This window comes from Neobacillus sp. SM06, assembly GCF_050496765.1.
Classification (GTDB): Bacteria; Bacillota; Bacilli; order Bacillales; family Cytobacillaceae; genus JAEVLT01.
Genome location: NZ_JBNWEO010000015.1, coordinates 227,556 through 243,862 on the forward strand (window position 1 = coordinate 227,556; position 16,307 = coordinate 243,862).

General features: G+C 41.4%; 15 protein-coding genes, 4 tRNA genes and 2 other annotated features. Of the genes, 13 read left to right on the top strand and 6 right to left on the bottom strand.

Going from position 1 to position 16,307, the window contains the following annotated elements:
- Window positions 1-41: 41 nt before the first annotated feature.
- The 5 genes from ACQYAD_RS10710 to ACQYAD_RS10730 all read right to left on the bottom strand — a co-directional run bounded on the left by ACQYAD_RS10710 (window position 42) and on the right by ACQYAD_RS10730 (window position 855).
- On the bottom strand, window positions 42-344 hold the full coding sequence (locus ACQYAD_RS10710) for a DUF6509 family protein (protein WP_430238046.1): 303 nt from the start codon (window positions 342-344) through the stop codon (window positions 42-44).
- Between the two features lie 153 nt (window positions 345-497).
- Window positions 498-589, bottom strand: a tRNA-Ser gene (locus ACQYAD_RS10715).
- A gap of 4 nt (window positions 590-593) precedes the next feature.
- Window positions 594-667, bottom strand: a tRNA-Gly gene (locus tag ACQYAD_RS10720).
- Window positions 668-688: 21 nt separating this feature from the next.
- Window positions 689-762 (bottom strand) — tRNA-Pro (locus tag ACQYAD_RS10725).
- A gap of 10 nt (window positions 763-772) precedes the next feature.
- Window positions 773-855, bottom strand: a tRNA-Leu gene (locus ACQYAD_RS10730).
- A 345-nt stretch (window positions 856-1,200) separates the two neighbouring features.
- Here ACQYAD_RS10730 and ACQYAD_RS10735 point away from each other — a divergent pair.
- The 3 genes from ACQYAD_RS10735 to ACQYAD_RS10745 are packed head-to-tail and all read left to right on the top strand — an operon-like array spanning window position 1,201 to window position 4,737.
- Window positions 1,201-1,953, top strand: coding sequence for a DeoR/GlpR family DNA-binding transcription regulator (locus ACQYAD_RS10735; RefSeq protein ID WP_430238785.1), 753 nt, complete (start codon window positions 1,201-1,203; stop codon window positions 1,951-1,953).
- Window positions 1,950-2,876 (top strand): 1-phosphofructokinase, encoded by a 927-nt coding sequence (gene pfkB, locus ACQYAD_RS10740; RefSeq protein ID WP_430238047.1) that lies wholly within the window; start codon window positions 1,950-1,952, stop codon window positions 2,874-2,876. Before ACQYAD_RS10735 ends, pfkB begins: the two co-directional genes overlap by 4 nt.
- A 1-nt stretch (window position 2,877) precedes the next feature.
- Window positions 2,878-4,737, top strand: a complete 1,860-nt coding sequence (locus tag ACQYAD_RS10745; protein ID WP_430238048.1) for a PTS fructose transporter subunit IIABC — start codon at window positions 2,878-2,880, stop codon at window positions 4,735-4,737.
- A 24-nt stretch (window positions 4,738-4,761) separates the two neighbouring features.
- On the opposite strand, the gene ACQYAD_RS10750 is transcribed toward ACQYAD_RS10745, so the two are convergent.
- Window positions 4,762-6,057, bottom strand: a complete 1,296-nt coding sequence (locus ACQYAD_RS10750; RefSeq protein ID WP_430238050.1) for an MFS transporter — start codon at window positions 6,055-6,057, stop codon at window positions 4,762-4,764.
- A 108-nt stretch (window positions 6,058-6,165) separates the two neighbouring features.
- Between ACQYAD_RS10750 and ACQYAD_RS10755 the strand changes: the two genes are divergently transcribed.
- The 10 genes from ACQYAD_RS10755 (at window position 6,166) to mnmH (ending at window position 15,950) form a co-directional block, all read left to right on the top strand.
- On the top strand, window positions 6,166-6,801 hold the full coding sequence (locus ACQYAD_RS10755) for an MOSC domain-containing protein (protein WP_430238051.1): 636 nt from the start codon (window positions 6,166-6,168) through the stop codon (window positions 6,799-6,801).
- Window positions 6,802-6,875: 74 nt separating this feature from the next.
- Window positions 6,876-7,125: a binding site (T-box leader), on the top strand.
- A gap of 76 nt (window positions 7,126-7,201) precedes the next feature.
- Window positions 7,202-7,448 (top strand) — a binding site (T-box leader).
- Between the two features lie 119 nt (window positions 7,449-7,567).
- On the top strand, window positions 7,568-8,953 hold the full coding sequence (gene trpE / locus ACQYAD_RS10760; RefSeq protein ID WP_430238053.1) for an anthranilate synthase component I: 1,386 nt from the start codon (window positions 7,568-7,570) through the stop codon (window positions 8,951-8,953).
- Window positions 8,950-9,558, top strand: coding sequence for an anthranilate synthase component II (locus tag ACQYAD_RS10765; protein ID WP_430238054.1), 609 nt, complete (start codon window positions 8,950-8,952; stop codon window positions 9,556-9,558). Before trpE ends, ACQYAD_RS10765 begins: the two co-directional genes overlap by 4 nt.
- On the top strand, window positions 9,530-10,555 hold the full coding sequence (trpD, locus tag ACQYAD_RS10770) for an anthranilate phosphoribosyltransferase (RefSeq protein WP_430238055.1): 1,026 nt from the start codon (window positions 9,530-9,532) through the stop codon (window positions 10,553-10,555). Before ACQYAD_RS10765 ends, trpD begins: the two co-directional genes overlap by 29 nt.
- Window positions 10,556-11,347, top strand: coding sequence for an indole-3-glycerol phosphate synthase TrpC (gene trpC, locus ACQYAD_RS10775; RefSeq protein ID WP_430238056.1), 792 nt, complete (start codon window positions 10,556-10,558; stop codon window positions 11,345-11,347). It abuts the gene before it with no gap.
- A complete protein-coding gene (locus tag ACQYAD_RS10780) occupies window positions 11,344-11,952 on the top strand; it encodes a phosphoribosylanthranilate isomerase (protein WP_430238058.1) in 609 nt (202 codons plus the stop codon). Before trpC ends, ACQYAD_RS10780 begins: the two co-directional genes overlap by 4 nt.
- A 12-nt stretch (window positions 11,953-11,964) precedes the next feature.
- Window positions 11,965-13,176: a tryptophan synthase subunit beta gene (gene trpB / locus ACQYAD_RS10785; protein WP_430238059.1), complete on the top strand. Its 1,212-nt coding sequence runs from the start codon at window positions 11,965-11,967 to the stop codon at window positions 13,174-13,176.
- Window positions 13,166-13,948, top strand: a complete 783-nt coding sequence (gene trpA / locus ACQYAD_RS10790; protein WP_430238060.1) for a tryptophan synthase subunit alpha — start codon at window positions 13,166-13,168, stop codon at window positions 13,946-13,948. Before trpB ends, trpA begins: the two co-directional genes overlap by 11 nt.
- Window positions 13,949-14,104: 156 nt before the next feature.
- Entirely contained in the window at window positions 14,105-14,698 is a 594-nt protein-coding gene (locus ACQYAD_RS10795) for a hypothetical protein (protein ID WP_430238061.1), read from the top strand.
- Window positions 14,699-14,882: 184 nt separating this feature from the next.
- A complete protein-coding gene (gene mnmH, locus ACQYAD_RS10800; protein WP_430238062.1) occupies window positions 14,883-15,950 on the top strand; it encodes a tRNA 2-selenouridine(34) synthase MnmH in 1,068 nt (355 codons plus the stop codon).
- Window positions 15,951-16,307 lie beyond the last annotated feature (357 nt).

The following is a 16,307-nucleotide window of genomic DNA, read 5'->3' on the forward strand; positions in this document are numbered from 1 at the left end:
GGGCAACTATGCCTCATGAACCGCCAAGGCTCGTCAATCGGCTAGTTTTCTTTCAATTCTGCTTCATCTTTATGTTGCAAGCAGTAATCCCGTACGTACTGTTCTTCCTCGTCTTCAAGAGCAAAATCAAGGACTTTTTCGGTTTCTTTTTCGTAGAAATGGTAATGGGAAAGCTTAGTCTCATTTTGATCGATTACAAAAATAACTTTTAAGCCAATGCCGTCTGCTGAATAAAGTTCATCATCCTCATCCACTTCAATGTCAAGAAAATACTCAAACCGCTCACCCGCTAACAGTCCAAACGGATCTTCTAATTTCTCGACTGTATGTCCTGTAATATTCATCCAATCATCCTTTTTGTATAGTTTTCCTTTTCTTATTATACTCATTTAGGTAATGATTCACTGCTATTTGATGAGAAACAATCTGAACGAGTAAAGGTTACAGAATAAAATAAAAATCCGCTTTTTTAAGCGGATAAATAAACGTTTTATGTATGGCGGAGAAGGTGAGATTCGAACTCACGCGACGGTTGCCCGCCCTAACGCATTTCGAGTGCGCCCCCTTATAACCACTTGGGTACTTCTCCAACATGGAGCGGGTGAGGGGAATCGAACCCCCGCCGTCAGCTTGGGAAGCTGAAATTCTACCATTAAACCACACCCGCGTATATGTAATTGAAACGAGATCGGGAAGACAGGATTTGAACCTGCGACCCCCACGTCCCGAACGTGGTGCTCTACCAAGCTGAGCTACTTCCCGTAGGACAAAGTGCGGATGAGAGGACTTGAACCTCCACGGGGTTGCCCCCACTAGAACCTGAATCTAGCGCGTCTGCCATTCCGCCACACCCGCATATATAATATCGAACGACCTTTTCTAATATAACATATTTTAAATCATTTTTCACTATAAAAATAAAATTTTTTTGATTAATTTTTCTGGAAGGATTATTATCAAGCGGGATACGATCTCTAATGGGTTGAAAGAGTAAATAAAGAGTTCTACTCATACATTGCTTTTCTTTTTTATAGAACGATGGAGGACATCTTAAAAAAGTAAATTTCCAGAAAAGTAGATAAAGTTCCAAAAACGTTCAAAATTAATCATAATTTAATAGAAAATGAAAGAAAATGATTGATTTTTGCAATCGGTTTCAGTAAGATGGATTCAGAAACAAAAATTAAAGGTAGTGGTAAATTGTTAACGCCAGAGCGTCATCAATTAATTTTACAGCTTTTAAAAGAAAGAAATATTATCAAGATTCAGGATTTGGTAGAACTGACAAATGCTTCCGAATCAACAATTCGAAGAGATCTTTCCCAATTGGAAGAGGGGAAATACTTAAAGCGGATTCATGGAGGTGCATCCAGACTACAGGGAAAGCTCGATGAACCGAGCATGGTAGTGAAAGCTTCCAAAAACCTTCAGGAAAAAAGACTAATCGCTCAATATGCTGCAAGTTTAGTGGAAGAAGGCGACAGCATTTATCTTGATGCAGGGTCAACAATTAAAGAAATGATCAATTTTCTAACTGTAAAAGATATCGTTGTCGTTACAAACGGATTAACACATGTAACACCATTGATTAATAAAGGCATCCCTACGTATCTGATTGGCGGATTTGCAAAACATATTACAAAAGCACTCATCGGACGAGGTGCATTGGCCAGCCTTGACCAATATCGTTTTGATAAATGCTTTATGGGTGTGAATGGTATTCACCCTGAATTTGGTTTTACCACACCTGACCAAGAAGAGGCATATGTGAAACAAAAAGCAATGCAGCTTTCGCGTGAAGTATTTGTATTAGCGGATGAATCAAAATTCAATGAAATTGCTTTTGCAAAAATCGCCGATATAAAAGAAGCAGTAATCATAACGAATCAACTAGCAGATGAAATTCGGCATCAGTATGAAACAAGAACGACAGTAAAGGTAGTGACAACATGATCTATACTTTGACTTTAAATCCTTCTGTAGATTATATCGTGAAACTTGATGTGTTTCAGCTTGGAAGTTTAAACCGCACCATTGATGAGGAAAAATTTCCGGGGGGAAAAGGAATCAATGTTTCAAGAGTTTTGCAGCAATTGGGGGTGGCAAGCAAAGCGCTTGGATTTAATGGCGGATTTACCGGAAGTTATATAGATGAATATTTGCGAAGTGAAACGATTGAGACCGACTTTATTAAGGTTTCCGGCGACTCACGGATTAATATTAAATTAAAAACAGGTGAGGAAACAGAAATAAATGCAAATGGCCCGAAGATCACTGAAGCAGATTTTGAACTGTTAAAAGAAAAAATTCACCAATTAACAGTTGACGATCTATTGGTTTTAGCTGGAAGCATCCCTTCAAGCCTTCCGTCAAATACCTATGAAAAACTTGTAAAAATCTGCAATCAACAAAATGCAAGATTTGTGGCGGATGCTGAAGGAGAGCTGTTAAAAAAAGTTTTGCCATTCCGGCCATTTCTTGTTAAACCTAATCACCATGAACTAGGTGAGTTGTTTGATGCCGTTATTACCAGTCCTGAAGAGGTGATTCCTTACGCAATCCAGCTAATTGAAATGGGGGCAGAAAATGTCATTGTTTCACTAGCGGGAGAAGGAGCCGTATTTGTTAATCACAATTTCGCTTACATTGCTTCTGTACCAAAAGGAGAAGTGAAGAATTCAGTTGGGGCAGGAGATTCGATGGTCGCAGGTTTTTTGGCAGAGTATCAAAATGACGAAAATTACAAACAAGCTTTCCGGTATAGTGTCGCTGCGGGAAGCGCGACCGCATTTTCATTGGGACTTTGTACCCGTAAGAAAGTTGAGGAGCTATTGCCTCAAGTGAATATTAAAGAAATAAATCTGGGGGGGAATTGATATGAAAATTACAGAATTATTAACAAAAGATACGATTTTGCTGGATTTAAAAGGGAATCAAAAGCCCGAAGCGATTGATCAATTAGTCAATACCTTGTATCAAGCTGGAAAGATTACGAATCAAGCTGATTTTAAGGCGGCAATTGTAAAACGCGAGGAGCAAAGCACGACAGGAATTGGCGACGGGATCGCGATTCCTCACGCTAAAGTGAAAGCGGTTAAAAAAGCAGCAATTGCCTTTGGTAAATCTGAAGGCGGGGTCGATTATCAGTCATTGGATGGCCAGCCTGCCCATTTGTTCTTTATGATCGCCGCACCGGAAGGAGCTAATAATACCCATTTGGAAGCCCTTGCAAGGCTATCCGGATTGCTGATTAACAAGGAAGTACGCGAACAATTAATGGCTGCAAGATCAGCCGATGATGTCATAACGGTGTTTGACAAGTATGACCATGAAGAGGTTGAACAGCAGGATGTTTCTGCAAAACAAAATTTGATTGTTGCGGTAACAGGCTGCCCTACAGGGATTGCCCATACGTATATGGCCGCGGATTCCTTAAAGGCGAAGGCAGCGGAGATGGGCATACCGATTAAGGTGGAAACAAATGGTTCCGGTGGGGCAAAGAATGTGCTCACAACTGAAGAGATTGAAAATGCTGTAGCAGTTATCATTGCTGCCGATATCAATGTCCAAATGGATCGCTTTAAAGGAAAGCACGTGATTCAGGCGGCAGTTGCTGACGGGATTCGCAAACCGGAACAGTTAATCCATCGCGCAGTAAAACAGGATGCACCAATATATCAAGGAAGCAGTGAACAGGGAGAGTCAGGGAAAGAAAAAGAAACACGAACTGGTTTCTATAAACATTTGATGAATGGTGTTTCCAACATGCTGCCATTTGTCGTTGGCGGTGGTATCCTTATTGCGATCTCCTTTATGTTTGGCTATAATTCAGCAAAGCCTGGAGATCCTTCCTATAATCCGATTGCTGCTGCCCTCATGACCATCGGCGGCGGTAATGCGTTTGCGTTGATTGTCCCTGTGTTAGCAGGATTCATTGCGATGAGTATTGCAGACCGCCCTGGTTTTGCACCCGGTATGGTTGGCGGGATGTTGGCAGCAAGCGGCGGCGCCGGTTTCCTTGGCGGATTGATTGCCGGATTTCTTGCTGGTTACATTGTAAATCTTTTGAAAAGGACTTTTGCAAATCTGCCTCGGTCATTGGAAGGAATAAAGGCCGTTCTATTGTTTCCGTTACTCGGTATTGCGCTTACCGGATTTATTATGCACTTTGTTGTCAACCAGCCGGTTGCACTGTTAAACAAAGCAATCGCCAGTTGGCTAACCGGGCTTGGTACAGGAAATGCGATCCTTTTAGGAATTATTTTAGGCTTAATGATGGCTTTTGATATGGGTGGTCCAGTAAATAAAGCGGCATATGTTTTTGGAACAGGTTTGCTTGCTAGCGGAGTTTATCAGCCGATGGCTGCAATTATGGCTGCTGGAATGGTTCCGCCACTTGGCATTGCAATTGCAACAACTTTGTTTAAAAATAAATTCTCGAAAGAAGATCGTGATGCAGGCAAAGCATGCTATGTAATGGGGCTTTCTTTTATAACAGAAGGTGCAATTCCGTTTGCTGCAGCTGATCCGCTTCGCGTAATCCCTTCGATCATGATAGGTTCAGCCGTTTCAGGTGCTTTATCCATGGCATTCGGAATTGGACTCCGGGCACCACACGGTGGAATTTTCGTTGTACCGCTTGTTCAGGGCGGCGTCCTGCAATATGCGCTAGCCATTTTAATCGGATCCATTGTAACAGCGTTACTATTGGGATTCTTAAAAAAACCTGTTAAGTAAAAAAGTAAGAGCCGGAAAACGTCTTTAGTTTTCCGGCTTTTGCTTTTGCTGCTGCATACCGGGGTGAACGGCCAGAAGGGTAACGATGCCGGCCACAACAGAGACACTGCTGAGAATCACAAAGATCCAATGAAAAGGATAGTTCATTAACAAGGCAATAACGGGAGGTCCGGCAGCGACACCAATAAATCGCATCGAACTATAAATAGACGTAACAGTTCCCCGTTCTTCTTTTTCAATGCCTTCCGTAATTAATGAATCAAGGCAGGGCAGGCCGATTCCGATTCCGACCGCGGCAATTAAAAACATGGAAATAATAAACCAAAGTTTGATCGAGAAATACAGGCTTGCAATTGCTGAAGCAGTCAAAACAATTCCAGCCAATACTAGCCATTTCATTAAAATTTTGTTTTTCTTGATCATTTTCCCTGTTATATAGGAGGCAAGACAAAGTGCCCCTAAAGGCAAGGCTAAAAAAAAGCCTTTTTTCAGATCTTTAATTCCGTATTCTGTTTCAAAAATCTCCGATAAGTAGAAAAGAACACCAAAAAGGACAAACATAAGGATTCCGCCAATAAAAAAGATGGCGTATAGCCAATGTCCTTTTTGCTTAAAAATCGTTTTTAAATTTGCGAGAAATTGTTTAAATGGCAATGGTTTTTCAGCAGTTTTCGGACATTTGACAAGAAAGATTACCAATAGAGTCGAAATCGCACAGAAAATAGGAATCGAAAAAAACGGCAAAAACCAACTATAACCGGCCAAAAATGCTCCTAATACGGGACTTAGCACTTTGCCAAATGTATTGGACGTTTCGATCAATCCAAGTGTGCTGCTGACATCATCTTCGTTTTGAAACAGATCACCAACAAGTGGAAGAACAATCGGAAAAGCTCCCGAAGCCCCGACACCTTGCAAAGCTCTCCCAATTAAAATCACCACGTATGCGTCATTCATTTTCCAAGCTGCAAGACCGGAGATAAGCCCCCCGATCCCCGAAATGATTAGACTTGGGATAATAACTTTTTTTCTACCCAAATGGTCTGAGAGATAGCCGGCCAATGGAATAAGCAGGATGGCGACAATGGAATAGACCGTAATGATCATGCTTGTTTGAAACGATGAAATCGATAGCTTTCTTTCCATTGATGGCAATACGGGAATTAACATGGAATTCCCCAATGTCATGACAAGCGGAATCGAAGACAAGGATAGGATCGCCCATTTTTGCTTTGCGATTTCTCCAGACTTATTTTTCCCTTTTGTTCCCTGCTTTTTTGCAGTCACTGAACTCGAACATAATTGTTCAATATTTTCCATCGGAAAAATTTCACCGCTTTCTTTCGTTTTGCTAATGTTAATATTGGCTGTTTTATTTTAAAATAACAAAAGAGAACGAATCCTTTTAATGGAAGCAGGGGAGATTAAATGACAACACCGGAAATAGTTAATTTGGCAGTTGGAAAACCTCGCGAATTTGTATGGGGAAAAAACATTGAACGCTCTGGAATCGGAAAACAAACTGTTTTTTCAGCGGAATTGAAAAAAGACGGATTTATTGGTGATGGTGTAGAAAATGTGGAATTTCATGGCGGTGTCGACCGTGCCGTTTGCTTCTATCCGTTTGAACACTATTCCTTTTGGAATAAACAGTTCGGCAAGCTTTTAACACCTCCCGCACTTGGGGAAAATATTACGGCATCCGGGTTGATGGAAAAGGATGTATGCATCGGCGATATTTTTCAGATCGGTACTGCAGTTATCCAAGTAACACAAGGGAGAATCCCGTGCTTGACCATTTCAAAATTCAACTTCGAGGAGAACTTTTTAAATCGGCTAGTTGAAACAGGTTACACGGGTTATTTCTTACGGGTTCTGGAAGAAGGGAGAATAAACGCTGATTCGAAAATTGAATGGCTTGAAAAAGAGCCGAACCGGGTTTCTGTCCTATTTGCAAACCACATTCTCTTTCATGATCAAAAAAATACCGCAGGTGTGGAAAAAATCTTATCGGTTGAGGCACTTGCCGATGTATGGAGGCAAAAACTATTGAAACTACTATGATTGTTTCGAAAATTTGAAAATTAGTCTTGACAGATATCAGAATGTATTTTAAGATAAACTCATTCAGGAAGTGAATAAAAGCGTTGATGAAGAGTAGTAGCTTTCGCGAATACGAAAAGAGAGCTGATGGTTGGTGTGAATCAGTGTAGACGTGATGGTGAATGGACTTCGGAGCTCCAAACCGAACCCCCGTTTAGGCAAGTAGGCTTTGGCGAAAATCTCATCGTTACATGAGACAGGTATTCAAGCAAACAGCTTTGATACTGGTAGAGTGAGCCGTATTACGGCTAATGAAGGTGGCACCACGGGTCTTCCGTCCTTTTTGGATGGAGGGCTCTTTCTGTTTTATACGGGAAATATAAACAGTGTCCTCAGGAAACAGAGACAAAAAATGGATAACAATAAAACGTTGCGCAAGAAGAGTACACTTATTCAATCATTACAGAGAGCCGGTGATGGTGGAAATCCGGTATGAAAGAATTTGAGGAATGGGCTTGCAAGTGGCAGTTTGAACTTTTAGTAGGACTGCACGGGTCTCCGCCGTTAAAAGGATAGGACATCGGACGAAAAGCTCCCGTGTCCGAAAAAGGAAACAGGAATTCCTGCTTCGAAAAGAGGTGGCACCGCGATCAAGAATCGCCCTCTATATGCATAATTGCACTATGCATATAGAGGGCGATTTTTCTTTTATCCCAAGTAACAATCAGTGGAAAATGGAAGTAAATCCACACTGATTGAAGTTTTACTTTATAAGGAGAGCTAAGAGATGAAAACAAAAACCGATTACCTGATCAGAGAATTAAAAGGGGATACGTTGACACCCATTGCCATATTGCAAAAAATTTCCGGTGAAAAGAAATTCCTGCTGGAAAGCTCGCATAAATACAGCGAGTCCGGCCGCTTTTCCTTTATTGGCTCTAATCCGGCAAAGGAATTCTTTTCAAATGGCGATAGCTGTGAAATCGTAACTCGCTCAGGGGAACGAACAAAAGTAAAGGGAAATCCGCTAGAAATCCTTCAAAGCCTCTTGTCTTTCCGAAATTTGGATGAACTTCCAATTCCATTTCTGAGCGGTGCAGTTGGCTATATCGGATATGATGTGATTCGCCAGTTTGAACAAATTGGTGAACTTCTCCCAGATGAATTAAACATGCCGGATACCCACTTAATGATCTATGAAGAAGTAATTGTATTTGATCACCTAGAGGAAAAAGTTTTTATTGTTGCTGCTAGTGAAAACGATGAAAGTGAATCCCGGCTGGAGGCAAAGGTTCAAAAAAGGCTTGATGAATTAAAACAGCCGCTTCAACACTGTGAGCTGGAGGACGTTTCTTTTGCCGAATTTGAACCGGAAACAACCAAGGAAGAATTTATGAACGATGTTGTAAAAGCGAAGGAACATATCGTTGCCGGAGACATCTTTCAAGTTGTCTTGTCGCAGCGGATGAAATCAGCTTTTTCCGGATCGCCATTGTCTTTATACCGTAAGCATCGTGCCAATAACCCAACGCCATATATGTTTTACATTGATTTTAAAGAGTATACCGTTATTGGTTCCTCACCGGAGAGCCTTGTAAAGACTAGAGGGAAAACCGTGATCGCCAACCCCATTGCCGGAACAAGAAGACGGGGGAAGACTTGCGAAGAAGATGGCTTTTTGGAAAATGAACTGCAGAATGATGAAAAAGAATTGGCTGAACATAAAATGCTTGTTGATTTGGGACGAAATGATCTTGGTCGTGTCTGCCAATTCGGCACGGTTGCGGTTGAAAAATACAAAACAATTGAAAAGTTTCGCCATGTCATGCATCTTGTATCAGAAATCAGCGGAACGCTTTCCGATGGCAAAACGGCATTGGACGCACTAGCTGCCTGCATTCCAGCTGGAACAGTTTCCGGAGCGCCAAAGATTCGTGCAATGGAAATTATTAATCATTTAGAAAAGAAAAAACGCGGGTTGTATTCAGGCGCTATCGGCTATCTTTCTTCCAATGGGAATATGGATTTTGCACTCGCGATCCGGACGATGATTTTAAAACAAGGCACTGCTTATATTCAGGCCGGCGCCGGAATCGTTTATGACTCAAACCCGGAAATGGAATATGAAGAAACAATAAATAAAATGCGATCCTTTTTGGAGGGTGGAAAATGATTTTACTAATTGATAATTTTGATTCCTTTACCTTCAACCTTTATCAATATTTAGGAGAATTAGGCGAAGAAGTGAAGGTGTTTCGCAACAATCAAGTAACAATTGAGCAGATTAAAGAGCTAAAACCAGCAGCAATTATTCTCTCCCCGGGTCCCGGAAGACCGGAAGATGCCGGAATTTGTGTAGAAGTGATTCGAACTTTTTACAAAGAAATTCCCATACTGGGTATTTGCCTCGGACACCAGGCCATTGCATACGCGTTTGGAGCAAAAATTAAGCAAGCTTCCACAATAAAACACGGAAAAACATCTTTCATTACCCACTCTGGTCGTATGTTTGATTATTTAACAAGCCCTTTAGAAGTGATGCGCTATCATTCGCTGTCAGTCGAAAAGAGCAGTCTGCCGGAACAGTTGCAATGTACGGCGCTTTCAATGGACGACCGTGAAGTGATGGCGATTGAGCACTTGACTTACCCTGTATATGGTCTTCAGTTTCACCCGGAATCGATTGGAACTCCAACAGGAAAGCAAATGTTAAAAAACTTTATTCAATTAGCAGAAAGGATGAAGAACAATGAAGGAATATCTACTTCGATTAGCTGATCAACAATCGCTTACCGAAAACGAAATGAAAGAGGCAGTTAAAGTCATTTTGCAAGAGGATGTTTCAGAAAGTGAAATTGCCGCTTTTTTAATGGGATTGAAGGCAAAAGGGGAAACAGTCGAAGAAATTGCCGGAATTGTCCGTGCACTGAAAGAAAATACATTAAAATTTAAGAATAAGTTTCCGAATGTTCTGGATAATTGCGGAACAGGAGGGGATGGCTCCTCGAGTTTTAATATTAGCACGACATCCGCTTTTGTCATCGCGGGGGCAGGCATTCCGATAGCAAAGCATGGAAATCGAAGCATTTCAAGTAAAACGGGGAGCGCGGATGTCCTTGAATTCCTTGGCGTAAACCTAAGCTTGCCAGCAGAGGAAACAGAGGAAATTTTACAGGACATCGGAGTTGCGTTTTTATATGCCCCTCATGTTCATCCGAAATTGAAAAAAGTAATGACAGTTCGAAAACAATTAAAAATTCCAACAATCTTTAATTTTATCGGTCCACTGACAAATCCGATTGACCTTGACTATCAATTGCTTGGTGTTTACCGCCGTGATTTGCTTGAACCATTTGCTGAAGTCCTGCGAACTCTAGGACGAAAGCGGGCAACGGTGATCAACGGCGCCGGCTATATGGATGAAGCATCCCTGCAAGGTGAAAACCATCTTGCGATTTTAGACAATCAGACAATTCAATTGCGCTCTTTTTATCCTGAGGAAGTTGGTCTTTCCCGGTATAACAACGAAGCCATTAAAGGCGGGAATGCCGAAGATAATGCCAAAATTTTATTATCAGTTTTAAAAGGAGAAAAGGGTGCATATCTTGATACGGTTTTGTTAAATGCTGGAATTGGTATTTTTACAGCAATGAAGGCAGAAACGATTCAGGAGGGAATAAAAATCGCAAACGAAAGCATTGAGTCCGGTGCTGCCTATGAAAAACTCCAGCGATTGATTGAAAAATCCCAAGGACACAAAAAGGAGGCAATGTAAGTGGAGACAATCCTTGAAAAAATACTGAATGAAAAAAGAAAAGAAGTGCAGCTTTTGAAGAAAAAGAATGGATCAACTCCGCAAGCGAAAGCCGAAAAAAGATCGCTTATTAAAAAGCTGGAGGAGCCGGAAGCGTTCGGGATCATTGCGGAATTCAAGCGCGCTTCCCCTTCCAAGGGAGTCATCAACAACGAAGCGAATCCGGTTGAACAGGCGCGAAAATACGAAGAAAATGGGGCGGCAGCGATTTCCGTATTAACAGACGCCACCTTTTTCAAAGGCTCGTTTGCGGATTTAAAAGCGGTTAAAACCGCTGTTTCCCTTCCCGTATTATGCAAGGATTTTATTATTGATCCGGTGCAAATCGATGCTGCGTCTGCAAATGGAGCCGATTTGATTTTATTGATTGTTGCGGCGCTCGATGACAATCTGCTTAAAGAACTTTACAATTATGCAAAAAAGCTTGGACTTGAAGTTTTAGTTGAAGTCCATAATGAGGCAGAAGCGAAACGGGCGATCCAAACAGGTGCAAAACTAATCGGCGTTAACAATCGTGATTTGAAGACGTTTCATGTATCGCTTGAAACGGTTGAAAACGTTGCTCCTATTATTAAAGAAAGCGGCTCAATACTTATTAGCGAAAGTGGAATTCATCATCGAGAAGACGTATTTCGAGTCAAAAAAGCAGGGGCCAATGGCATTGTAGTCGGAGAAGCATTGATGAAAAGCGCAAAACTTGGCGAGCTCCTTGGCTCCTTTCGCAACTTGAACGTAAAGGAGCAGGTGAAATGAAGGTGAAAATTTGCGGAATCACAGACAGGGAAACAGCACTTGCTGCAGTCGAACAGGGTGCAGATGCTCTTGGCTTTGTGTTTGCTGACAGCAAGCGAAAAGTGGACCGCGATACAGCAAAGTCAATCATCGACCAGCTGCCGGCAAAGATTATGAAGGTTGGCGTCTTTGTAAATGAAATGAAAGAACAAATTGAGAGCACTGCAGCATCTGTTGGTTTGACCCATATTCAGCTGCACGGGGAAGAGTCGCCGGCATTTTGCAACTCCCTTTCCTTTCCGGTAATCAAAGCTTTAAGTATTGAAAAAATGGAAGACTTCAAACAGGTGAACCGATTTGATTGTTCCTTTATATTGCTGGATGGGCCAAAGGGAAAATATCGCGGTGGAAACGGCACAGCTTTCGATTGGATGATGGCCGGCCAGGCAGAACTTTCATCCAAAAAAATAATCCTTGCAGGTGGCCTGGATGAAACCAATGTCGTTTCGGCAATCGAACAGGTCCATCCGTACATGGTTGATGTCAGCAGCGGGGTAGAAACAAACGGAAAAAAAGACTTAGCTAAAATCAAACAGTTTATCGAAGCTGTTAAGGCAGTAAAATAGGAGGAAATTGAAATGAGTGCATATACATTACCGGATTCAAAAGGCCACTTTGGCATCTTTGGCGGCAGGTACGTTCCGGAAACATTAATGCGGGCAGTAACAGAACTTGAAGAAGCTTACAAAAGCGCCCGAAAGGATCCAGCCTTCCAAGCCGAGTTTGAGCGATTACTAAAAGAGTATGTTGGCCGGGAAACACCGCTTTACTTTGCTGAAAATCTGACAAAATTCGCAAACGGTGCAAAAATTTATTTAAAAAGAGAGGATTTAAACCATACAGGCGCCCACAAAATTAACAATGCGATTGGGCAGGCACTGCTTGCCGTCCGGATGGGTAAACGAAAAATTGTGGCGGAAACCGGTGCTGGCCAACACGGTGTTGCAACTGCCACTGTGTGCGCCCTGCTAAATCTTGAATGTATTATTTTTATGGGCGAGGAAGACATTAAACGGCAGGCATTGAATGTCTTTCGGATGGAACTCCTTGGAGCAAAAGTTGTAGGAGTAACAACAGGAAGCGCAACCTTAAAAGATGCAGTAAATGAGGCACTTCGCTACTGGGTTGCAAATGTGGATGATACCCACTATTTATTGGGATCGGTAATGGGTCCCCATCCGTTTCCTATGATCGTTCGCGATTTTCAAAGTGTGATCGGTAACGAAACGAAAGAGCAGTTTTATGAAAGAGAAGGCAGGCTTCCGGATGCTCTTGTTGCTTGTATTGGCGGCGGCAGCAACTCGATGGGAATGTTTTACCCATTTGTCGATGACAACGACGTGAAACTGTACGGCGTGGAGGCTGCCGGCCAAGGGATCGAAACAAATTTCCATGCAGCGTCTTTGACAAAAGGGAGTCCGGGTGTACTGCACGGCGCATTGATGTATCTTTTGCAGAATGAAGACGGGCAAGTGATGGAAGCCCACTCGATTTCCGCCGGGCTTGACTATCCGGGAGTTGGGCCAGAGCATAGCTATTTTAAAGAAATTGGCCGTGCTATTTATACCTCGGTTACTGATCAGGAGGCGCTCGAAGCATTTCAGCTTTTAACAAAACTTGAAGGTATTATCCCTGCACTTGAAAGTGCACACGCCATAGCCTATGCTACTAAGCTTGCAGCGCAAATGAAAGAATCAGAGAGCATTGTTGTCTGCCTTTCCGGAAGAGGAGATAAGGACGTCGATACCGTCAGAGCAGTGCTGGAAGGAGAGAAAACAAATGGTCAATAAACTAACGGAAACATTCGCTCAATTGAAACGAAACCAGCAAAAGGCTTTTGTTCCTTATATCATGGCCGGAGATGGGGGTCTTGACTGTCTAATTGACCGATTGGTTCTGCTGCAAAAAATGGGAGCAACGGCAATTGAAGTGGGGATTCCTTTCTCAGATCCGGTGGCAGATGGGCCGACCATTCAGAGCGCGGGCATTCGTGCACTAAAAGCAGGAACAAGCTTAAGGAACACTTTAAACGAATTGGAGAAAGGAAAAGATTTAGTAACGGTTCCAATTATTGTCATGACCTATATGAATCCGGTTTATCGTTATGGTGCAAGTTCCTTCGTTCAGGATTTGCAGAAGGCCGGAGTTGCAGCATGTATTATTCCGGATCTGCCAATTGAGGAAGAGGATTTGATCGTTTCGGAACTAACAGAAGCAAATATTGAATTGATCCGCCTCGTCACAATGACAACACCTAAAGAAAGGATCGCACAAATTGCAAACAGGGGAAACGGATTTTTGTATACCGTAACGGTAAAGGGAATTACAGGTGTACGAAATTCGTATGATGAAGAATTGATTCAATTTTTAAAAATGGTAAAGGAAGTTAGCCCGCTGCCTGTTCTTGCCGGGTTTGGGATTTCAAGTGAAAATCAAATTATTGAACTAACAAACTATTGTGACGGCGTAATTGTCGGAAGCAAAATTGTTGAGCTGTTTGCGAAAAATGATTTTGAAACAATGGAAAAACTGCTGTCCGTGTTGCAATCTGTGCCTAGATAAAAAGATTTTCAGCCACTTTCGTTTTTTCGACGAAAAGTGGTTTTTTTATGGAATAACGTGCGAATTGTTACAGCGGAATAGATGTTGGTTTTGTATAATTTGGTTATTGGCATGATCGTGCTTCCTAAATCGGTATCAAAATAAGGGTGATGAATTATGAAAGATTTTGAAACAATTATTTCAATTCTAGAAGACAATGGATCGATGACGATTTCATCAATTTGTGCTGAAGTGAATCGCAGACTTTCATCCGATCTTGAAAACCTTTTATTACCCGTACATATTCAATCAATTATCAATCGAAAAAAGGATTTATTTCAGATTCAAGAGGGAGAGATTTCAATTGCTCCTGACAAAAAGCCCTTTTTTTTAGTGGCTACTCTTGAAGTGGAGCAGGGTATCTGTTACCAAGTCAATGTCAACTTTACGAAAAAAAGATTTACCTACTTTGAATGGAGAAACCTTCCGAGGCAAGAAGGAAAAAATTCATTTTTACCAAAAAATCCAGGGGATTTTAATGAATTCAAAAGTGAAATTTTCAATATGAAAATTTGGGAATGGCAGCCATTGTATGCCACATCAGAAGGAATTCATCTTGGGGATACGAACTGGACGGTGAAATTAGTAACAAGCGAGAAAATTTATTACAGTGAGGGAACGGATTGCTATCCAGCAGAGTGGAGACGATTTTGCCGGGCGATCGAAAAATTAACCGGAGCCAATTTTGCAGCAAAAACAAAAAAAGATTAAATCTAAAGCTTAAAAAGAAAAAAATGGGAAATTCTTAATTGTAGACAGATATAAAGAAAAAGGTCTTGAAGTACAAAAATACGTTTCATTATATTATAATAAGAATTATCGATAAACAACTTCCAACAATGGAAGTTTTCTTTGTTTTAAAATAAGTAATCAAAAATGAGGAGCGTTATTTAAATTGAAAGATATAACGATTGAAGAACTTTACCAATTAGATCAGCCCGTCATTATCGATGTACGCTCTCCAATTGAATTTAAAGATGGGTCGATTCCCGGTGCGATGAATATACCATTATTTACGGATGAAGAAAGGCAAGAAATCGGTACAATCTATAAACAAGTCGGTCAAGAGGCAGCCAAATGGAGAGCGATGGAGTTTGTTTCGCCAAAAATCCCCAACATGCTGCAAACGATTAAAGACACAGGATCCAATTCTGGTGATCAGCCGATTATCCACTGCTGGCGAGGAGGAATGCGAAGCAAAGCAGTCGTCACATTTCTCGAATTTGCCGGTATTCGTGCAAAGCGCTTAGCTGGGGGATACAAAGCCTATCGCCAATACATTCTTCAAGAAATCCCGCGCATGCTGCCTGAGCGTGCGATTGTTCTTCACGGGCTTACCGGTGTGGGGAAAACGGAAATTTTAAAATTGCTGAATACGATGGGCTATCCTGTCTTAGACTTGGAAGAAATGGCAGCACACCGTGGCTCGATCTTCGGAACGGTGGGGCTTGGAGAAGGCCACAATCAAAAAACATTTGATTCGCTCTTATTTAAACGGCTGAAAGAAATCGAGGGGGCTCCATATTTTCTAATGGAAGCAGAAAGCAAGAGAATTGGTAAGGCAACACAGCCGGAAGAGCTAATGACGAAAAAATTTCACGGCATCCATATTTATTTGCAAACTTCCATGGAGGCAAGAGTACAGCATATCGCAAACGAATATATTTATCCATACGAACAGGCTCCATGGTATTATAATGAAATGAAACAAAACTTGGACCGAATCTTCCCAAGAATGAAAGATCGTGAATTGGTTCAAAAACTTCTAACCTATCTTGAAAATCGGGAATACACGAACATGATAAAAATTCTGTTGGAAGATTATTATGATCCAAAATATGATCATAAGCGTCAGGAATATGTTGGAGACTTTATCCACATATATGCTGATACGCATGAAGAGGCTGCTAAAAAGGTTGCAGAACAATTGGAGATCTTATCGATCCGTCCACAATTCGTTTGAAGACCATTTCTAATCAAATTTTAATCTGGTTCTCATTGTTCTCTTTGTAAAGGTTGCTAACATGAAGACATAGTTAAGAAGGCTTGATCATCGAGGACGGACGGCCCAATCGATTTCATTATTGCTCAGATGCCGGATTTTGTTGCTGCTATAAATCCATCTGACCAATAATGAACAGCTTTCTTTTTGAAACACATGCACTCCCTGCATGTGTTTTTCTTATTTACTATATTTGAGCTTTTATTAAATTCTCACTTGCTTTTCATTCAAACTTAATCATTTCATCTTACAATAATAGGTAAGACCAATAATGTCCGATGCAGTATTGACAGATCATTCATCCCATGATTTTACCGA